A 16,694-nucleotide genomic window follows, 5' to 3' on the forward strand; every position below is an offset into this window, starting at 1 on the left:
CCGAGTCTCACAGCCGTCGTTGCGCCATGTCCTCCGCCCCCGTCCCCCTGACCTTAGCCCACGCCGCGATCGGCGCGGCCCACCGGGTGGAGGCCTTGAGCCCGCCCGCCCACGCGCCCGAATGGGGCCCCTGGCTGGAGCAGATCGGCTTCGTCGCCGGTGAGCATGTCAGCGTGCTGACCCGCGCGCTGCTGGGCGGCGACCCGCTGGTGGTGCGCATCGGCCAGTCCACCTTCGCGCTGCGCCGCGCCGAGGCCGATTGCGTTCAACTGCGCCGTCCGACATGAGCGCCGCGGAGTCCGTGATCCATGTCCACCCGGCCGGCCCGCTGCTGGCCCTGGTGGGCAACCCGAACTGCGGCAAGACCGCGCTGTTCAACCGCCTGACCGGCAGCCGCCAGAAGGTGGCCAACTACGCCGGCGTCACCGTCGAGCGCAAGGAAGGGCGGCTGAAAACCGCGGCCGGCCGGCTGCTGCGCCTGCTGGACCTGCCCGGCACCTACAGCCTCTACCCGCGCTCGCCGGACGAACGCGTCACCTGCGAGGTGCTGGCCGGCCGGGCGCGCGGCGAGAAGCGCCCGGACCTGGTGGTCTGCGTGCTGGACGCCACCAATCTGCGCCGCAACCTGCGCCTGGTGCTGGCGGTGCAGCGCCTGGGGCTGCCGGTGGTGGTGGCGCTGAACATGGCCGATCTGGCCGCCAGGCGCGGCCTGCAGATCGATCCCGAAGCGCTGTCGAAGGCGCTGGGCCTGCCGGTGGTGCGCACCGTCGCGACCCAGGGCCAGGGCCTGGACGAGCTGCGCGCGCTGCTGGACCGGCCGGAAGCTTGGGCCCCGCTGCCGCCCGACGCCACGCCCGAGGGCCCGCAGGACCAGGCCCGCGTCAACGCCGTGCTGCATGAGTTGGGCCTGGACAAGGACACGCCCGAGCTGCCCAGCGACCGGCTGGACCGCCTGGTGCTGCATCCGGTGGCCGGGCCGGTGCTGCTGGCGGTGCTGCTGTTCCTGCTGTTCCAGGCGGTGTTCAGCTGGGCCGAATGGCCGATGAGCCAGATCGAGGCGGCCACCGCCTGGCTGGGCGCGCAGGCCGGTGCCTGGTTGCCGGAGGGCTGGCTGCGCAGCCTGGTGGCGGACGGGCTGATCGCCGGGGTCGGCGGCGTGCTGGTGTTCCTGCCGCAGATCCTGATCCTGTTCTTCTTCATCCTGGTGCTGGAGGAATCCGGCTACCTGCCGCGCGCGGCCTTCCTGCTGGACCGGCTGATGGGCAGTGTGGGCCTGTCGGGGCGCAGCTTCATCCCGCTGCTGTCCAGCTTCGCCTGCGCCATCCCCGGCATCATGGCGACGCGCTCGATCGCGAATCCGCGCGACCGCCTGGTCACGATCCTGATCGCGCCGATGATGACCTGCTCGGCGCGGCTGCCGGTCTATGCGCTGCTGATCGGCGCTTTTGTTCCGAAGCGCGAGCTGCTGGGCGGCTGGATCGAGCTGCAGGGCCTGGTGCTGTTCGTGCTGTATGCGGCCGGCATCGTCGGTGCAATGGCGGTGGCCTGGCTGCTGAAGCGCTTTACCGCCAGCGGCCGCCAGGTGCGCCCGCTGATGATGGAGCTGCCCAGCTACCACTGGCCCAGCCCGCGCGCGGTGGCGCTGGGCCTGTGGCAGCGCGTCGAGATCTTCCTCAAGCGCGTCGGCGGCGTGATCCTGACCCTGACCCTGCTGCTGTGGCTGCTGTCCAGCTTCCCCGGCGCGCCGGAGGGCGCGACGCATCCGCCGATCTACTACAGCGTGGCCGGCTGGATCGGCCGCGGCCTGGCCGTCCTGTTCGAGCCGATCGGCTTCAACTGGCAGATCAGCCTGGCCCTGGTGCCGGGCATGGCGGCGCGCGAGATCGCGATCAGCGCGCTGGGCACGGTCTACGCGCTCTCAGCGGGCGCCGAGGACGCGGCGCAAGCCCTGACCCCGCTGATCGCCGCCGGCTGGGGCCTGCCGACGGCCTTCTCGCTGCTGGCCTGGTTCGTGTTCGCGCCGCAATGCCTGTCGACCCTGGCGGCCGTCAAGCGCGAGACCGGCGGCTACAGGATCCCGGCCGTGATGCTGGCCTATCTGTTCGCGCTGGCCTACGCGGCCGCCTTCCTCACCTACCGGATCGGCGGCTGGCTGCTGAGCTGAGCGCGCTCAGCTCCCGATCACGCCGCCGTCGGTCTTGCGGATGACCAGGGTCGCCGAGCGCGGCCGGCCGTCCGGGCGGAAATCGGGCCAGTTGGAGATCTTGCGCGGCTCTTTTGGATCGCTGCGCTCGCTGGGGCTTTCGCCCGGGTGCTGGATGTTGATGAACATCGTGCGGCCATCGGGCGTGCCGGTGGCGCCGGTGATCTCGCAGCCGGCCGGGCCGACCAGGAAGCGCCGCACCTCGCCGGTCGCCGGGTCGGCGGCCAGCATCGCGTTGTTGCCCAGATTCTTCAGATCGCCCTTGCCCATCGCCGAGGTGCTCATGTCGGTCTGGATCCACAGCACGCCGCGGCCGTCCACCCACAGGCCGTCCGGGCAGCCCAGCGCGTCGCCCTTGATATTGCCCCTGGCCTCGGCGCGCTCGTTGCTCGGATCGCCGGCCAGCAGGAAATGGGTCCAGGCAAAGCCCTGGCCGTCGAAGTCGCCGTCCTCCTTCCAGCGGATGATGTGGCCCATCGTGTTGTTGGCGCGCGGGTTGGCGGCGTCGGTGCCGGGCTGCTTGTCGTTGGCCGCGCGGTTGCTGTTGTTGGTCAGGGTGCAGTAGACATAACCCTGCCGGTCCACCGCGATCCACTCGGGCCGGTCCATCTTGGTGGCGCCCAGCAGGTCGCTGGCCTGGCGGGTCTTCACCACCAGCTCGCCCTGGTCGGCAAAACCGTTGGCGGCGTTCAGCGGCCCCTGGCCATGGGTCAGCGGCAGCCAGCGGCCGCGGCCGTCGGCCTCGAAGCGCGCCACGAACAGGGTGCCATGGTCCAGCAGCTCGGCATTGGCCGCGAAGCCGCCCGGGCGGATCTTGTCGCGGCTGACGAACTTGTAGATGTACTCGAAGCGCGAGTCCTCGCCCATATAGACCACGGCGCGGCCGTCCCGGGTCACCGCGACGGTCGCGCCCTCATGGGCGGCGCGGCCCAGCGCGCTGCGCTTGACGGGGGTGGCGCTGGGGTTGAAGGGATCGATCTCGACCACCCAGCCATGGCGGTTCGGCTCGTTCGGGTGCCGGGCGGCGTCGAAGCGCTCGTCGAACTCGGCCCAGCGGTAGCCGCCGGTCTCGCCCTTCTTCAGGCCCCAGCGGGTCTGGTGCGCGTCGGGCTGGTCCGGGCCCTTGAAGTAGTTGATGAAGTTCTCTTCACAGGTCAGATAGGTGCCCCAGGGCGTGATGCCGCTGGCGCAGTTGTTGAAGGTACCCAGCACCTTGCGGCCTGCGGGATCGGCCGCGGTCTTCAGCAGCGCATGGCCGGCGGCCGGGCCGCCGACGCTCATCGGCGTGTTGGCGGTGATGCGACGCGCCCAGGGCGAGGGGCGCACCATCTCCCAGCGACCGCTGGCCTTGTCCTGCTGCACCTCGATCACCGAGACGCCATGGGCGGCCTGGGCCTTCTTCACCTTGGCGGCGCTCCAGCCGGCCATGCCGTCCGGGTGCAGCAGGCCGTCGTCGCTGTACTCATGGTTCATCACCAGCAGGCCGCTGCCCGAACCCTCCTGGGCGAAGAAATGGATGCCGTCATGGTGCATGCCCAGCTGCGCCTCCTGCTCGGCGGCGCTGTTGGAGCCGTCGAACTTGAAGGCCGGGTTCTCGCCCGACAGGCCCACCGGCTCGCCCCAGGGCGCGATCACCTGCACGCTGTAGCCCTCGGGCACCAGCACCTGGTCGGCGCTGGAGATCGGCACGCTCTTGAAGCCGAGCAGCGGGCCGGTGGTGCTGCCGCCGGGGGTCGAGCAGCCGGCCAGCGGCGCCAGCAGGGCCGTCACGCCCAGGCCGAGGCCGGCGCTCAGCAGGCGGCGCCGCGCGGGATCCGAGACCTCGTGGATGCTCGCGTTCGCGGAGCGGTTGCTGTTCTCCATCTGCTCGAAATCCTTGGCCATGGCGGGCTACCTCATGTTGGGGGCAAAGCCCCCAAGCATCGGCCGCGGCCGTGACAAGAGCGTGAACAGCCTGCTAGACGGCGCCGGCGAACAGCATGGCGCCGGTCACGACCAACGCCAGCAGCCCGGCCATCAGGCCGAACAGCAGGCTGCCCAGCAGATGGGCCTGGACCCGCGGATGGCGCATGAGCGGTGGCTGGGGCGACATGGCGACGCAGAACTCCCGGATGCCATGCCGCCATTGAGCGCCCGGCCGCCGCCGCGGTCAAGCTGGCGCGCCGACCATGCCATCATGGCGGCCATGACGATGCCTCTGTTCGAGCATGCCGACGACCGGGCCCAGTACCGCCGCCCCGCGCACCGCGCCGGGGTGGAGCTGTACCACGCCTCGATCCTGCGCCATGAGTTCGAGCCGCATACCCACGAGGCCTATGGTCTGGGCGCGATCACGGCCGGCGTCGGGCGCTTCCGCTGGCGCGGCGCCGAGCATCTGGCGCCGCGCGCGACCCTGATGCTGATGAACCCGGAGGACATCCACACCGGCCGTGCCGAGCTGGACGGTCAGGCCTGGGGCTACCGCATGGTCTATCTGGAGCGCGAGCTGCTGGCCGAGCTGAGCGGCGAGCCCGACTGGTGGTTCGACGCCGCGGTGGCGCATGACGCGGCCTGCGCCGACGAGGTGGCCGGCCTGATCGCGGCGCTGTGGCGCGCGGGGCAGGGCGGTGGCGCGCAGGCGCTGGCCTTCGACAGCGCGCTGCTGGCCCTGGTGCAGGCGCTGCGCCGCCATGCCCGCGTCGGTCGCCCGGCGCGCGCCGAGGGCGACAAGCGCTTCGCGCCGGTGCTGGACTTCATGCGTGCCCATCTGGCCGACAAGCTGAGCACCGAGCAGCTGGCCGCGGTGGCGGGGCTGAGCCCCTTTCATTTCCTGCGCAGCTTCAAGGCGCAGCTGAACGCGACGCCGCAGCAGCAGCTGATGGCGCTGCGCCTGTTCGAGGCCAAGCGCCGGCTGGCCGCCGGCGAGGCACCGGCCAGCGCGGCCGCCGCGGTGGGGCTGACCGACCAGGCGCATCTGAACCGCGCCTTCGTCGGCCGCTACGGGCTGACGCCCGGCGCCTACCAGCGCCAGCTGGGCCTGCGCCGCGCCTGATCAGGCGGCCGCGGCCGCCTTGCGGCGGCGTCGGGCGACGAAGCCCAGCACGCCCAGGCCGGCCGCCAGCATCGCGTAGCTGCCGGGCTCCGGCACCGCGCTGATCGCGGTGAAGCGCACCAGGTCCTGCGCGCTGCTGTTGCTCAGACGGTCCAGCTTGTAGAGATCCGGGCCGCTGTAATGGGTGGCGGCGTAGAGATAGCCGTTGGCCAGGTCGCGCAGCGGGTAGTAGTTGCTGCTGTCGCTGTCGAGATTGAAGCTCTGGCGGCTGTTGTTGTCGCGCACCGAATAGCTGCTGGCGCGGGTCTCGTGCGTCAGCTCCCAGATCGCCAGCTGGAAGGCGCTGCGCTCCAGGCTGCTGTCCACCGTGGCATAGCTGGACGAGAACAGGCCCTGCAGCAGGCTGCCCTGACCGGCGGCGAAGCTGCCGACCGTGTAGGTGCGGAAGGAGGTGGAGGTGCTCTGGGCCAGTTCGATGCAGAAGGCCTCGAAGCTGGTGGAGCCGGCACCGCTGCCGCCGCGGGTCTCGAAGGACAGGGTGCCGGCGCGGCTGCTCATCTCGTCGCCGCGCCAGTCCAGCTCCAGCGACTGGGACAGGCCGCCCAGCTGGCCGGTGTAGCGGATGTCCACGGTCGTCGCCGGCTTGGCGGCCAGCGCGCCGCCGGTGGCGCCCAGCAGCAGTACCAGGGCGAGGGCGGCCAGGCCTTGCTGACGGGAGTAGGTGTTCTTCTGATTCTTGTGGGCGATGACGGTCATGGCTGTCTGGGGCTGGGCTTGTCTATGAACGGGGCGCACTGTAGGCGGGCAAGGCCGCTTATGCGTCCCCATGGCCCAGGGGGCACAAGGGCCGAGTCGTGATGCCCGTCACACAAGGGCTGGGGCTAGCCTGCGGATGCGGGGGATGTGCTCACCAATCGCCCGCCGCGCAACGCTGGTGGCCGGCGGGGCGTGATCGCGCGATGATTGGCCTGGCGCGAGCGAGCGAACTGAAGAGCGGCCAGGGAGCGTCCGAAAAGGAAGAAGAAAAGCGCAAAGAAGCGAGAACCGGCACGCAAGCAAGGGGCGCAAGATGTCGAACCCGACGACGACCCATGAAGGTGGTGATGAGGGCGCAGGCAGCGCGGCGGCGCAATCGCCCACTGAGCGGCTGAGCCAGCTGGCGAGCGAGCGCTACGGGCTGGCACCCGAGGCGCAAGAAACGCCCGAGGCCATGGCCGAGCTCGATGCCCGCGCCGCCGAGGCGGGCGACACCAACTACCTGCTGGCGCGCATCGCGGCGCTGTTGGAACAGCCAGGCGATGGTGGTGCGGCAGTCGATGACGATGATGTCAGCTGGATGGGGCCGCAGGAGCGGCACAGCCCACCCGAGGCGCTGCATCGCATCAAGACCCTGTGCGCGATCTTCCCCGACCTCTACAGCGCGATGCTGGCCGTGCAGCTGACCCATGCCGCGGTTTCGCGGGAGCTGCTGGCCCTGGCCATCAAGCAGTTCCGCCGCGACACCGAATCGCTCAGCCTCGAAGATCTACAAGGCCTGCTGACCGCCGCGCAGAACGGCGGCCGCCAGGGCTTCGACGCCGTGCTGCGCACCCGCAAGGGCGGCGAACGCAAGGCGATTTCGTTGCCGTGGGGGAGAGATGGTGAGTGAGCCTGGGCTCGCAAAGGGAAATGGGAGGGCATTGACCCATTGCCTCTCCTCAGCATTGCCAATGGCGGGAGCGGGCTTTGCGGTGGAGAAGTGACGACTGTTACACGACGACACGTCCTAACAGCAATCAGGCGACTGGCCAGGGTTGCGCCGGTTGATCAAAAACTGCGGACTACGCCATCATGTAGATAGTGAAGCCGGTATTTGTTGCGGCTTTACTAACTCTGAGGGAAACGTGTTTATCTCTGGGCACTCATTAAGGAGTGTCGTTGTCGATGGTTGGGTCAGTGGTGATTTTTTTGCCAGTTTGTGCATTGACAACAGTCATCGTGTACTTATAGCTTCCTGAAGTGTTGTTGTAGTCCCCCAGGGCCAGCGTTGCAGCGTTGACGTACCAAGCGATTGGAAATTCTTTGCTCTCATCGTCCCCGTTGATGACGAGGGCCGAACCATCGGTGGGGAAATAGTAGCCAGGGCTAACCAAGTAAAACACGATCAGCGCATTAGAGAACTTCGTAAGCTTCACCGGGTCAGGGTTGAAAACCAGGCCATCACCTGCAGCGTTGGCTGCGACGGTGACTGCAAAAACGTTGTTCTGAATCGGGGTTTGTTGCGTTGGCATGATGTTCGTGCTTTCCTGAGTGATAAAGATATTGAATGACGGATTCTTTGGGCGGTAGCGGTTAAATGTGATGCAGCGCTCTTTGTTGCCAGACTTAGCGTACTTCCTGCTGCACAGCCAATCGGTGGATGAGGTCCGCATAAAGTGGGTGTCGATATGCGGAGGCCTCTAGCTTCTCGGCAAGTACACGGGCTTCTTGAGTGCGATACAAACGAATTAGTGTATGAGCCTGCAAACAAATCACGCGAGGTTCAGACGTATCTCCAAGGGCCGCGAGCCGGGTTAACGCCGCGTCCCAATGCGTGGCGGCTTCAGGAGTGTTGGCTGGCAGTGCGTCCCCCAGCGTTAGGGCTGCCATGGCTAGGACCCACTGCGTATCTGTATCTGGCACATCTTTGACTGCTATGACGGAATTGCTTGACAAAAACTCGTTAAGTGCTGCACGACTGGCGAAGTATTCCTCTGCTGTGGCTGCTGCTAGACTCGCTACTAGCCAGCGCCCCTGGAGTTTTGCTTGCAGATCTGGCTTGCGCTCATGCGCGGTTCGCAAGCGATCTAACTCTCGGTTAAGAAGCGTCAGTTCCTGGCGAGCCAGATTGACTTTTCCATGGAGCAGCCAAGTCTCTGCGAGCTGTAGACGAGCAAAGCTCAGGCGCTCGAGCTTTTCTATATTTTCGGGGTCGGACGCTGCTAGCGAGCTGTAGCTTTCTCTGGCTCGCAGTGCGGAGGCCAGCGCTTCTTCGATATGGCCAGCCGCCAGATACAGTCGACTGAGCGCGGCATCTATGGCGACTTGTGCTTGCTGCTGCTTGCGGTCTGTGCTAACAAGACCACCAAGTTGGATAAGGGTCGAAAGCTTAGCTTGTTGGCTAGTAATGCTGGCCTCAAAATGACCTTGACGCTCCTGAGCCTCCGCTAGCCAACCTAGAGTTGTGGCGAGTTCGGCTCGCAATTGAGGACGCATCGGTATTACTGACTGCCAATTTTTCTCTGCAGCCTGGAAGTGGGTCAGAGAAGCCTGAGTCGAGCCACTACGTAGCTTAAGCACGCCAAGGTTTTGCCGTGCATACGCTTGCTCTGTCAACCATTCAGGTTTACTTGGCTCCTTTTGCACCAAACTGTCAGCTAAACGTAAATACTGCGTGAAGCTATCTTCCGCTTGCGGTAGTTTTCGCTGTCGCCATGCCGCATATCCCACCCAATAGCTACTCTGCGCATGGTCAAAGATCCGCTGCGTGTTCGTCGGATCCCGCGCCAGCAGTTCCCCCGTGCTGTCGGCCGCCTGCCGAAACAACTGCTCCGCCTCCCCCATCTTCCCCCGCTTCTCCGCAATCTCCCCCATCAGATGCAGCGCTCTTGCGCGCCGGCCCAAGGAGTCTGCATCGCTGCGTGCCAGGTCTTGCGCGCTGTAGTAGCCCAGCGCCTTCTCGCCAACGGCGTCCAGCACGTCGAGCCGGCCGACCGGCTCTAGCTTCTTGCGCAGGTCGCCCAGCATGAATTCGATCAGGCCCTCGGCCTGGATGCGCTGCTGCTGTGCCTCCTGGGCCTTCCACAGGGCCAGGCCGATGCCGGTGGCGAGGCTTAGGGTGGCGATGCCGCCGGCGGCGACGCCCAGGTAATGGCGGCGCAGGAACTTGGCCAGCCGGTAGGTGCGGCTGTCCGGCCTTGCCGCAATCGGCTCATGGTTCAGCCAGCGTTTTAAATCCTCCGCCAGCGCCGCCGCGTTCTCATAGCGCTCGCCCGGCGCCTTCTTCAGCGCCTTGGCGACGATGGTGTCCAGGTCGCCGCGCAGTTCGCGGGCGAGCTTGGGCTGGCGCTCGGCGCGCAGCAGCTCGGACAGGCGCTTGGGCTCCTCCTCCACCACCGCGCGCATGCGCTCCAGCGCCTGGGCGTCGGCGCGGGTGGCGCCGGCGGTGGGGTGCTTGCCGCCGCTGAGCAGCAGGTAGAGCAGCACGCCCAACGCGTAGACATCGGTGGCGGTGGTGACGTCGCCGCCCTGCACCTGCTCGGGCGCGGCGAACTGCGGCGTGAAAGCGCGGCCGGCGCGGCGGGTCAGCTCGGTGGCCTCGGCGGGCTGGGTGTGGTCGCCCAGCAGCTTGGCGATGCCGAAGTCCAGCAGCTTCACCTGGCCCTGGCGGTCCACCAGGATGTTGCCGGGCTTCAGGTCGCGGTGCAGGATCAGGCGGTTGTGCGCATGGGCCACCGCGGCCAGCACGTCGAGAAAGAGGCTCACGCGCTGGGTGGTGTCGAGCCGCTGCGTCTCGCAGAAGCGGTCGATCGGCTGGCCGTCCTCGACAAACTCCAGCACCAGATAGGGCTGCAGCCCGTCCTGCGCGACGCCGGCGTCGATCAGGCGCGCGATATTGGGATGGGTCAGCCGCGCCAGGATCTGGCCCTCGCGCGCGAAGCGGCCGGCGTCGCCATGGCCCAGCAGGCCGGAGGCCAGGAACTTGACCGCGACCTGGCCCTCGAAGCGCCCGTCGGTGCGCCGCGCCAGCCAGACCGTGCCCATGCCGCCCTGGCCGATCTCGCGCTCCAGCCGGTAGGCGCCGACGAGCTGGCCGGGCAGGGGTACGACGGCGGTCAGGGTGGGCGGCGGGGCCGCGGCGGCCAGGAAGGCGTTGCCGGCCAGCTCGGCGTCGCGCGCCAGCAGCAGCTCCAGGTCGGCGGCCAGCTCGGGCTCCAGGTCGCGCATCGCCGCCAGCCGCGCCACGCGCGCCGCCGGCTCCATGTCCAGCAGCTCGTCCAGCAGCGGGCTCAGCCGCGGCCAGCGGGACTTGTCGATCTCACGCACCGGGCCGTCGTCCGGGCTCATGAGGCCCTCAGGGACATCGACAGGAACAGCCGCGCCTTCTGCCAGTCGCGCTGCACGGTGCGCTCGGTGATGCCCAGCGCGTCGGCGATCTCGGTTTCCAGCAGGCCGCCGAAGTAGCGCATCTCCACCACCTGGGCCAGGCGCGCGTCCAGGCCGGCCAGCTCGGCCAGCGCCTCATGCACGCGCAGCACCTCGTCGTCGCGCTGCGGCGGCAGCTCGGCCACCGCGGTGTTCAGGGTCACCTGTTCATAGTCGCCGCCGCGGCGCTGGGCCTGGCGGGCGCGGATCTGGTCGATCACGATGCTGTGCATCACCCGCGCCGCGTAGGCCAGGAAATGGCCGCGGTCCGCGAAGTCCAGCTCGCCGGCCTGGTGCAGGCGCAGCCAGGATTCATGCACCAGTGCGGTCGGGTCCAGCGCGGTGGGCTGGCCGGCCTGATAGAGGCGCTGGCGTGCCAGGCGCTGCAGCTCGGCGTACAGCAGCTCCACCACCCGGTCGCCGGCCTGGCGATCGCCCTGGCCGGCCGCCTGCAGCAGATGGGTGATCGTGGTGGGCACGGCGTTCATCGTGGCGGGACTCTAGCAGCGGATTCGTAAATTTCTGCGTCTGCGATGTCGGGTTGTGGCGCCGGACGGCGTTTTAACAGATGAGGGCATGCAGCAAGAGCGCCGGATCGCGGTCAGTCAGGGAGGCAGCGATCACGGCCGGCCTTGCCCTCACCCTCTTTCGACCACCGGACACCATGGACCAGCAGCCTTCCTCGACCTCCCGCGCCGCCGCCGATCACCCGACCCCGCCCGATCCGCACCAGCGCCCGGCCCAGCGGCCGGAGCTGCTGCATCTGGAGGACCTGGCGCAGTTCGCCGCGCAGCTGGACCGGCAGCTGGGCCAATGCCGGCGCTACGGGCTGCGCGCCACGGTGCTGCTGGTCACGATCGACCCGCAGTCCGACGCCGGCGACGAGCTGCCGACCCCCGGCATCCTGCAGGCCCTGCTGCTGGCGATCGGCGCGCGCCTGCTGGCGCGGGTGCGCAGCAGCGATGTGGTGGCCCAGGTCGGCGAGCGGCGCTTCGGCCTGGTGCTGATGAATGCCGGCCGCATCGAGGCCGACGTGGTGCGCGCGCGCCTGCACAAGGCGCTGTGCGGGCCCTATGGCGTGGCCGAGCAGCGCCTGTATGCCGCGCTGCGCATGGGCGCGGCGGTCTACCGCGAGTCCGGCATGACCGGCAGCGAGCTGGTGATCGCGGCCGAGACCGCGCAGCGCAGCGCCGATGTGTCGGCCGCGGCGGCCGGCGGCCGGGTGCTGGTGGAGCGCCCGACCCTGGCCGTCGTGCGGCCCTGAGCGATCGGCCCCAAACAGCAAGACGGTACAAGACGGCGCCGCCCGGCCGCGCCATAGTGGCGGCCATATGTTTGCAGGAACCCTGTTCGCCCTGGCGGCCGGCCTGATGTGGGGCCTGGTCTTCGTCGCCCCGCTGCTGCTGCCGGACTACCCGGCGGCGCTGCTGACCGTGGGCCGCTATCTGGCCTTCGGCCTGATCGCGCTGCCGCTGGCCCTGATGGACCGGCGCGACCTGGCCCAGCTGACGCGGGCCGACTGGCTGGAGGCGCTGAAGCTCAGCGCGATCGGCAATTTTCTCTACTACCTTTGCCTGTCGGCCGCGATCCAGCGCGCTGGCGGCCCGCTGCCGACCGTGATCATCGGCACCCTGCCGGTGGTGATCGCGATCTGCTCTAACCTGCGCGACCATGAGCGCGACGGCCATCTGCCCTGGGCGCGGCTGGCGCCCTCGCTGGCGCTGATCGCGGCCGGCATCGCCTGCGTCAACCAGATCGAGCTGGCGGCCCTGGCCGGGCGCGAGGCCGCGGACCTGCGCCGCTATGCGGAGGGCGCGCTGCTGGCGGTCGCGGCGGTGGCCTGCTGGACCTGGTACCCGATCCGCAATGCCGACTGGCTGCGCGCGCATGGCGCGTCGGCGCCGGGCCGCCCCAAGCCGGACGCGACCCCCTCGGGGGGCGAGCGCCAGGGGCGCTCTGGGGGCGGGCGTCGCGGCAGCCCGCGCGCCTGGGCCACGGCGCAGGGCCTGGTGACCCTGCCTATGGCCCTGGTCGGGCTGGCCCTGCTGCCGGCGCTGCAGGGCTTCGGTCTGCTGGACGCGGGTTTCGCGCTGCCGCTCGGGCCGCGGCCCTGGGCTTATGTCGGACTGATGCTGGTGGTGGGCCTGTGCGCCTCCTGGCTGGGCACCCTGTGCTGGAACGAGGCCAGCCAGCGCCTGCCGACCGCCCTGGTCGGCCAGCTGATCGTGTTCGAGACCCTGGCCGCGCTGGCCTATGCCTTCCTGCTGCGCGGCCGACCGCCGGCGGCCCTGACCCTGCTGGGCATCGCGCTGCTGGTCGGCGGCGTGGTCTGGGCGCTGCGCGTGAAGCCCGTCACGAAAAGCGGCTGAGCGCGCTTTGCTTCCCACCAAGGTGGGGCTGCGGCGCGCCCGCCACAGATCGGGGCCGCGCGCCGGGTATAAAGCCGCCTGACAGCTTGATGACAAGAACAGGCCGCGCCCCGCGGCCGCCAAGAGGGTGGGCATGAACGACCAGAAGAAAACGCTGCCGGTGCGCCGCGCCGCTGCGGCCATGAGCCTGTTGACGCTGGCGCTTCTACAGGCCTGCGGCGGCGGAGGCGGCTCGCCCGGCGCGCCGTTGCTGGGCAATGGCGGCAGCTCGGGTAGCAGCGGAGGCGGCAGCAGCGTCGTCACGCCGCCGGTCACCCCGCCCGACAGCATCGTGCCCAGCGCCTCGGTGGCGCAGCAATGCGCGCCCGGCAATCCGCAGGCGCCGGCGGCGCAGCGCAATGCCAGCCTGGACGTCGAGAAGCGCTGGATCCGCGCCTATATGGACGAGGACTATCTGTGGCGCGAGCAGGTGCCGCAGATCAGCGCCGGCGCGGCGCGCTACAGCGGCGCCGACGTGCAGCAGTCGCTGGTCAACTATTTCTACGACCTGCACACGCCGCAGCGCACCGCCAGCGGCGCGGCGCGCGACCGCTTCAGCTTCATGATTCCCGAGTCCGAATGGAAGCAGCTGACGCAGGCCGGCGTCTCGCAGGGCTACGGGCTGGAATGGACCCAGGCCGCCGACACCCCGCCGCGCGGCGTGCGTGTGGCCTATGTCGAGGCCGGCGGCCCGGCCGACCGGCTGGGCCTGAAGCGCGGCGACCGCCTGCTGGCGGTGGACGGGATCTCGATCGACAGCGCCGACACCGAGCAATGGCGCCAGGTGCAGCGCGCCCTCTACCCGGGCCAGGGCAGCACGGCGCGCCAGTTCCGCTTCGAGGCGCGCGAGGGCGGCGAGAAGACGCTGAGCCTGAGCCCGGGCGAGCAACGCCTGACCCCGGTGCCGCAGGCCAAGGTGATGACGGCGGGCGACGGCGCCAAGGTCGGCTACCTGGTGTTCCACGATCACAACCTGCCGGCCGAGGCGCAGCTGCAGGGCGCGCTGCAGCAGTTCGCGGCGCAGGGCGTCAGCGACCTGGTGCTGGACCTGCGCTACAACGGCGGCGGCTATCTCTTCATCGCCTCGCAGCTGGCCTATATGGTGGCCGGCCCGGGCCCGACCGCCGGCCGGGTGTTCGAGCGCCTGAAGCACAACAGCCGGCGCCAGGCCGACAACGAGGACAGCCCCTTCGAGGACCGCAGCTGCCGGCCCGACCCGGGCAGCTTCCAGTGCGGCCAGCGGACCGCGCTGCCCAGCCTGAACCTGCGCCGCGTCTATGTGCTGACCCAGTCCGGCACCTGCTCGGCCAGCGAATCGCTGATCAACGGCCTGCGCGGCGTCGATGTCGAGGTGGTGCAGATCGGCGGGCGCAGCTGCGGCAAGCCCTATGGCTTCTCCGGGCGCGAGAACTGCGGCTACCGCTACATGGCGATCGAGTTCGAGGGCGTCAACGCCAAGGGCTTTGGCGACTATGCCGACGGCTTCGCGCCGGGCTGCGAGGTGGCCGACGACCTGGGCCGCGAGCTGGGCGACCCGCAGGAGGCCCAGCTGGCCGCCGCGCTGGCGCATCGCCAGACCGGTCGCTGCCCGGCGCCGCGCAGTGCCAAGGCCCTGCAGGCCGCGGCGGGCGAGGGCCGCGGGCCGGCGCTGCGCCTGGAAAAGCCCTGGCCGCGCAGCAACCGGCTGCTGGACCGGCCCTGAGGGGCTCGCTGATGATCAGGCCGCCAGCGGCGCGCTGCTGAGCAGCAGCTGGGTGGCCAGCTCGCCGATGCGGCGCAGCGCGCGCGGATGCTGCGGCCCCCAGCGCCCGCCGACGCCCAGGCGCACGCAATGGCGAAAGCGCGGGCTGGCGCTGAACATCAGGCCCGGCGCGATGCAGATGTTCTCGGCCAGGCAGGCCTCATACAGGGCCACCGAGTCGAGCTGCGGGGGCAGCTCCACCCACAGGATGTAGCCGCCGGCCGGATCGGTGACCTTGCTGCCCTTGGGAAAGCTCTCGGCGATCAGGCCGCGCGCCTCGTCGACCCGCGCCGCGATGGTTGCGCGCACCTGGCGCAGCGCGGCGCCGGCGCCGGCCTGGGTCAGCAGGTCGGCCAGCGCCATCTCCAGCACGGCGGTCTGCGCGCCGGACTGCACCTCCTTGGTCTGGCGCAAGACCTGGCCCCAGCGCCCGGCCTCGACCCAACCCAGGCGCAGCCCCGGCGCCAGGGTCTTGGAGAAGGAGCCGCAGATCATCACATGGCCGGTGCTGTCGAAGGCCTTGACCGCGCGGCGCCGGTCCTCCTGCTCGGCCAGGTCGTTGTAGAGCACGTCCTCGATCAGCGCCACGTCATGGCTGGCAATCAGCTGCGCCAAGCGGCGCCGTTCGGCCGGCGGCATGCAGGCGCCGAGCGGGTTGGACAGGGTCGGCACCGCCAGCACCGCCTTGATCGGCTGGGTCTGCAGCGCCAGCTGCAGCGCGTCGACCGACAGGCCGTGGCGCGGATGGGTCGGGATCTCCAGCGCGCGCAGGTGCAGGCTCTGCAGGATCTCCAGGAAGCCGTAGTAGGTGGGCGATTCCAGCGCGACGATGTCGCCGGGCTTGGTGACGCTCTTCAGGCACAGGCTGATCGCCTCCATGCAGCTGTTGGTGATCACCACCTCGTCGGCATGCAGCGCGCAACCCAGGCCCAGCGCATGGCGGGCGATCGCGCGGCGCGCCTCTTCCATGCCGGGGCCGGTCGGGTAGATGCACAGCAGGTCGCGGTGCTTCTGTACCGCACGGCTCATCGCGCGGCGCACCCGCTCCTGGTCGAACAGCTCCGGGCCGGGGCAGGCGGCGCCGAAGGAGATGATGTCGGGCGCCATCGACAGGCGCATCACCTGCTGGCCCAACCGGTCCAGCGCCACCGCGCGCGAGCGCCGCTCGGGCCGCGAGGTCTCGGGTTCGGGCAGCTGCGGCGGCCGGGCCGCGACGAAGTAGCCGGAGCGCGGCCGCGCCTCGATCAGCCGCGCGTCCTCCAGCCAGCGCAGGGCCAGCACCGCGGTGCTGGGCGAGACCGCCTCGCTTGCCGCCAGCGCGCGCACCGATGGCATGCGCTCGCCGCGCTTGAGCGTGCCGGCGCGGATCGACTGGGCCAGGCGGGCGGCGATTTGCAGATACAGCGGATCGTCCATGATGCCGCCTATTCTGTGCTGCCCGGCGCGCTGGCGGGCGGTACAGATCGCGCCCGATCCGGCCGGTACAGCGCTCAGCCGCTCAAAGCTTCGGGATGCGGATGCGGCTGACCATCAGCGATCCCGACAGCGCGAACAGCAGCACCAGCGGGTGCAGGAAGAAGCCGCCGATCTCCAGCTTGCCGAACCAGAGCTGATCGCCCAGCGCGCCCTGGGCCGCGGCCACCCACAGCACGAGCACCAGCGCCAGCGAGGTCGGGATCGGCGTGCCTTCGAAGAACTTGACCTTGTCGCCGCCGTCGCTGAGCTTTTCGGCGGTGATGTTGAAGCGGGCCAGGCGCGACACGCCGCAGGCGACGAAGAACACCAGCACGACGCGGTCGTACAGGCCCTGCATGCCGCAGCCATAGGCGATCGCGGCGGGCGCGACGCCGAAGGAGATGATGTCGGCCAACGAATCGAGCTCGCGGCCCATCGCCGAACTCTGCTGGCGCCAGCGCGCGATGCGGCCGTCCAGCACGTCGAACACCAGCGCGGCCGGGATCAGCGCGCAGGCGTAGAACAGATGCATCACCTCGCGGGTCTGCAGATAGGTCATCACCGAGAACAGCGAGCCGACGCCGCAGAAGGCATTGCCCAGGGTGAACCAGTCGGCGAGATGGAACTCGCGGATCATCGAAAAAGGCTTGGGGCGGTTCATGGGCGCCAGCATAAGGCACGGGCGGGCCGACC

14 protein-coding genes are annotated in these 16,694 nt (G+C 69.5%); 7 read left to right on the plus strand and 7 right to left on the minus strand.

Translation table 11 applies throughout. The features are described 5' to 3' along the window. Positions 1–26: 26 nt before the first annotated feature. Complete coding sequence (locus G8A07_RS02450; RefSeq protein ID WP_195795547.1) at positions 27–287, plus strand: FeoA family protein; 261 nt, start codon at positions 27–29, stop codon at positions 285–287. After that, a complete protein-coding gene (locus G8A07_RS02455; RefSeq protein WP_195795548.1) occupies positions 284–2,164 on the plus strand; it encodes a ferrous iron transporter B in 1,881 nt (626 codons plus the stop codon). Before G8A07_RS02450 ends, G8A07_RS02455 begins: the two co-directional genes overlap by 4 nt. 6 nt (positions 2,165–2,170) lie before the next feature. Here G8A07_RS02455 and G8A07_RS02460 read toward each other — a convergent pair whose 3' ends face one another. Continuing rightward, entirely contained in the window at positions 2,171–4,087 is a 1,917-nt protein-coding gene (locus G8A07_RS02460; protein ID WP_195795549.1) for a PhoX family phosphatase, read from the minus strand. A gap of 301 nt (positions 4,088–4,388) precedes the next feature. Here G8A07_RS02460 and G8A07_RS02465 point away from each other — a divergent pair, with 301 nt between their 5' ends. Then, positions 4,389–5,234 carry an AraC family ligand binding domain-containing protein gene (locus G8A07_RS02465; RefSeq protein ID WP_371816416.1) on the plus strand — a complete coding sequence of 282 codons (846 nt, stop codon included), beginning with the start codon at positions 4,389–4,391 and terminating at the stop codon, positions 5,232–5,234. Here the strand turns inward: G8A07_RS02465 and G8A07_RS02470 are convergent, their stop codons facing one another. Continuing rightward, positions 5,235–5,990, minus strand: a complete 756-nt coding sequence (locus G8A07_RS02470; protein WP_249937199.1) for a PEP-CTERM sorting domain-containing protein — start codon at positions 5,988–5,990, stop codon at positions 5,235–5,237. It lies immediately after the preceding gene. 313 nt (positions 5,991–6,303) lie between these two features. On the opposite strand from G8A07_RS02470, the gene G8A07_RS02475 reads away from it, so the two are divergent. After that, the gene (locus tag G8A07_RS02475; protein ID WP_195795550.1) at positions 6,304–6,882 is read left to right on the plus strand and encodes a hypothetical protein; all 579 of its coding nucleotides are present in this window, start codon (positions 6,304–6,306) and stop codon (positions 6,880–6,882) included. A gap of 256 nt (positions 6,883–7,138) precedes the next feature. Here G8A07_RS02475 and G8A07_RS02480 read toward each other — a convergent pair whose 3' ends face one another. The 3 genes from G8A07_RS02480 to G8A07_RS02490 form a co-directional block, all read right to left on the minus strand. Next, positions 7,139–7,504 (minus strand): hypothetical protein, encoded by a 366-nt coding sequence (locus G8A07_RS02480; RefSeq protein WP_195795551.1) that lies wholly within the window; start codon positions 7,502–7,504, stop codon positions 7,139–7,141. A gap of 94 nt (positions 7,505–7,598) precedes the next feature. Beyond that, positions 7,599–10,319, minus strand: a complete 2,721-nt coding sequence (locus G8A07_RS02485; protein ID WP_195795552.1) for a serine/threonine-protein kinase — start codon at positions 10,317–10,319, stop codon at positions 7,599–7,601. After that, complete coding sequence (locus tag G8A07_RS02490; protein WP_195795553.1) at positions 10,316–10,885, minus strand: ECF-type sigma factor; 570 nt, start codon at positions 10,883–10,885, stop codon at positions 10,316–10,318. Before G8A07_RS02490 ends, G8A07_RS02485 begins: the two co-directional genes overlap by 4 nt. Before the next feature lie 176 nt (positions 10,886–11,061). Between G8A07_RS02490 and G8A07_RS02495 the strand changes: the two genes are divergently transcribed. The 3 genes from G8A07_RS02495 to G8A07_RS02505 all read left to right on the plus strand — a co-directional run bounded on the left by G8A07_RS02495 (position 11,062) and on the right by G8A07_RS02505 (position 14,507). After that, entirely contained in the window at positions 11,062–11,661 is a 600-nt protein-coding gene (locus tag G8A07_RS02495; protein ID WP_195795554.1) for a diguanylate cyclase domain-containing protein, read from the plus strand. A gap of 67 nt (positions 11,662–11,728) precedes the next feature. Beyond that, entirely contained in the window at positions 11,729–12,766 is a 1,038-nt protein-coding gene (locus G8A07_RS02500; RefSeq protein ID WP_195795555.1) for a DMT family transporter, read from the plus strand. Between the two features lie 133 nt (positions 12,767–12,899). Continuing rightward, positions 12,900–14,507 carry a S41 family peptidase gene (locus G8A07_RS02505; protein WP_195795556.1) on the plus strand — a complete coding sequence of 536 codons (1,608 nt, stop codon included), beginning with the start codon at positions 12,900–12,902 and terminating at the stop codon, positions 14,505–14,507. 15 nt (positions 14,508–14,522) lie between these two features. Here the strand turns inward: G8A07_RS02505 and G8A07_RS02510 are convergent, their stop codons facing one another. Together G8A07_RS02510 and pssA are read right to left on the minus strand one after the other, a co-directional pair. After that, positions 14,523–15,962: a PLP-dependent aminotransferase family protein gene (locus tag G8A07_RS02510; RefSeq protein WP_195795557.1), complete on the minus strand. Its 1,440-nt coding sequence runs from the start codon at positions 15,960–15,962 to the stop codon at positions 14,523–14,525. 82 nt (positions 15,963–16,044) lie between these two features. Beyond that, complete coding sequence (gene pssA, locus G8A07_RS02515; protein WP_195795558.1) at positions 16,045–16,662, minus strand: CDP-diacylglycerol--serine O-phosphatidyltransferase; 618 nt, start codon at positions 16,660–16,662, stop codon at positions 16,045–16,047. Positions 16,663–16,694: the final 32 nt, after the last annotated feature.

This window comes from Roseateles sp. DAIF2, from assembly GCF_015624425.1.
Classification (GTDB): domain Bacteria; phylum Pseudomonadota; class Gammaproteobacteria; order Burkholderiales; family Burkholderiaceae_C; genus Kinneretia.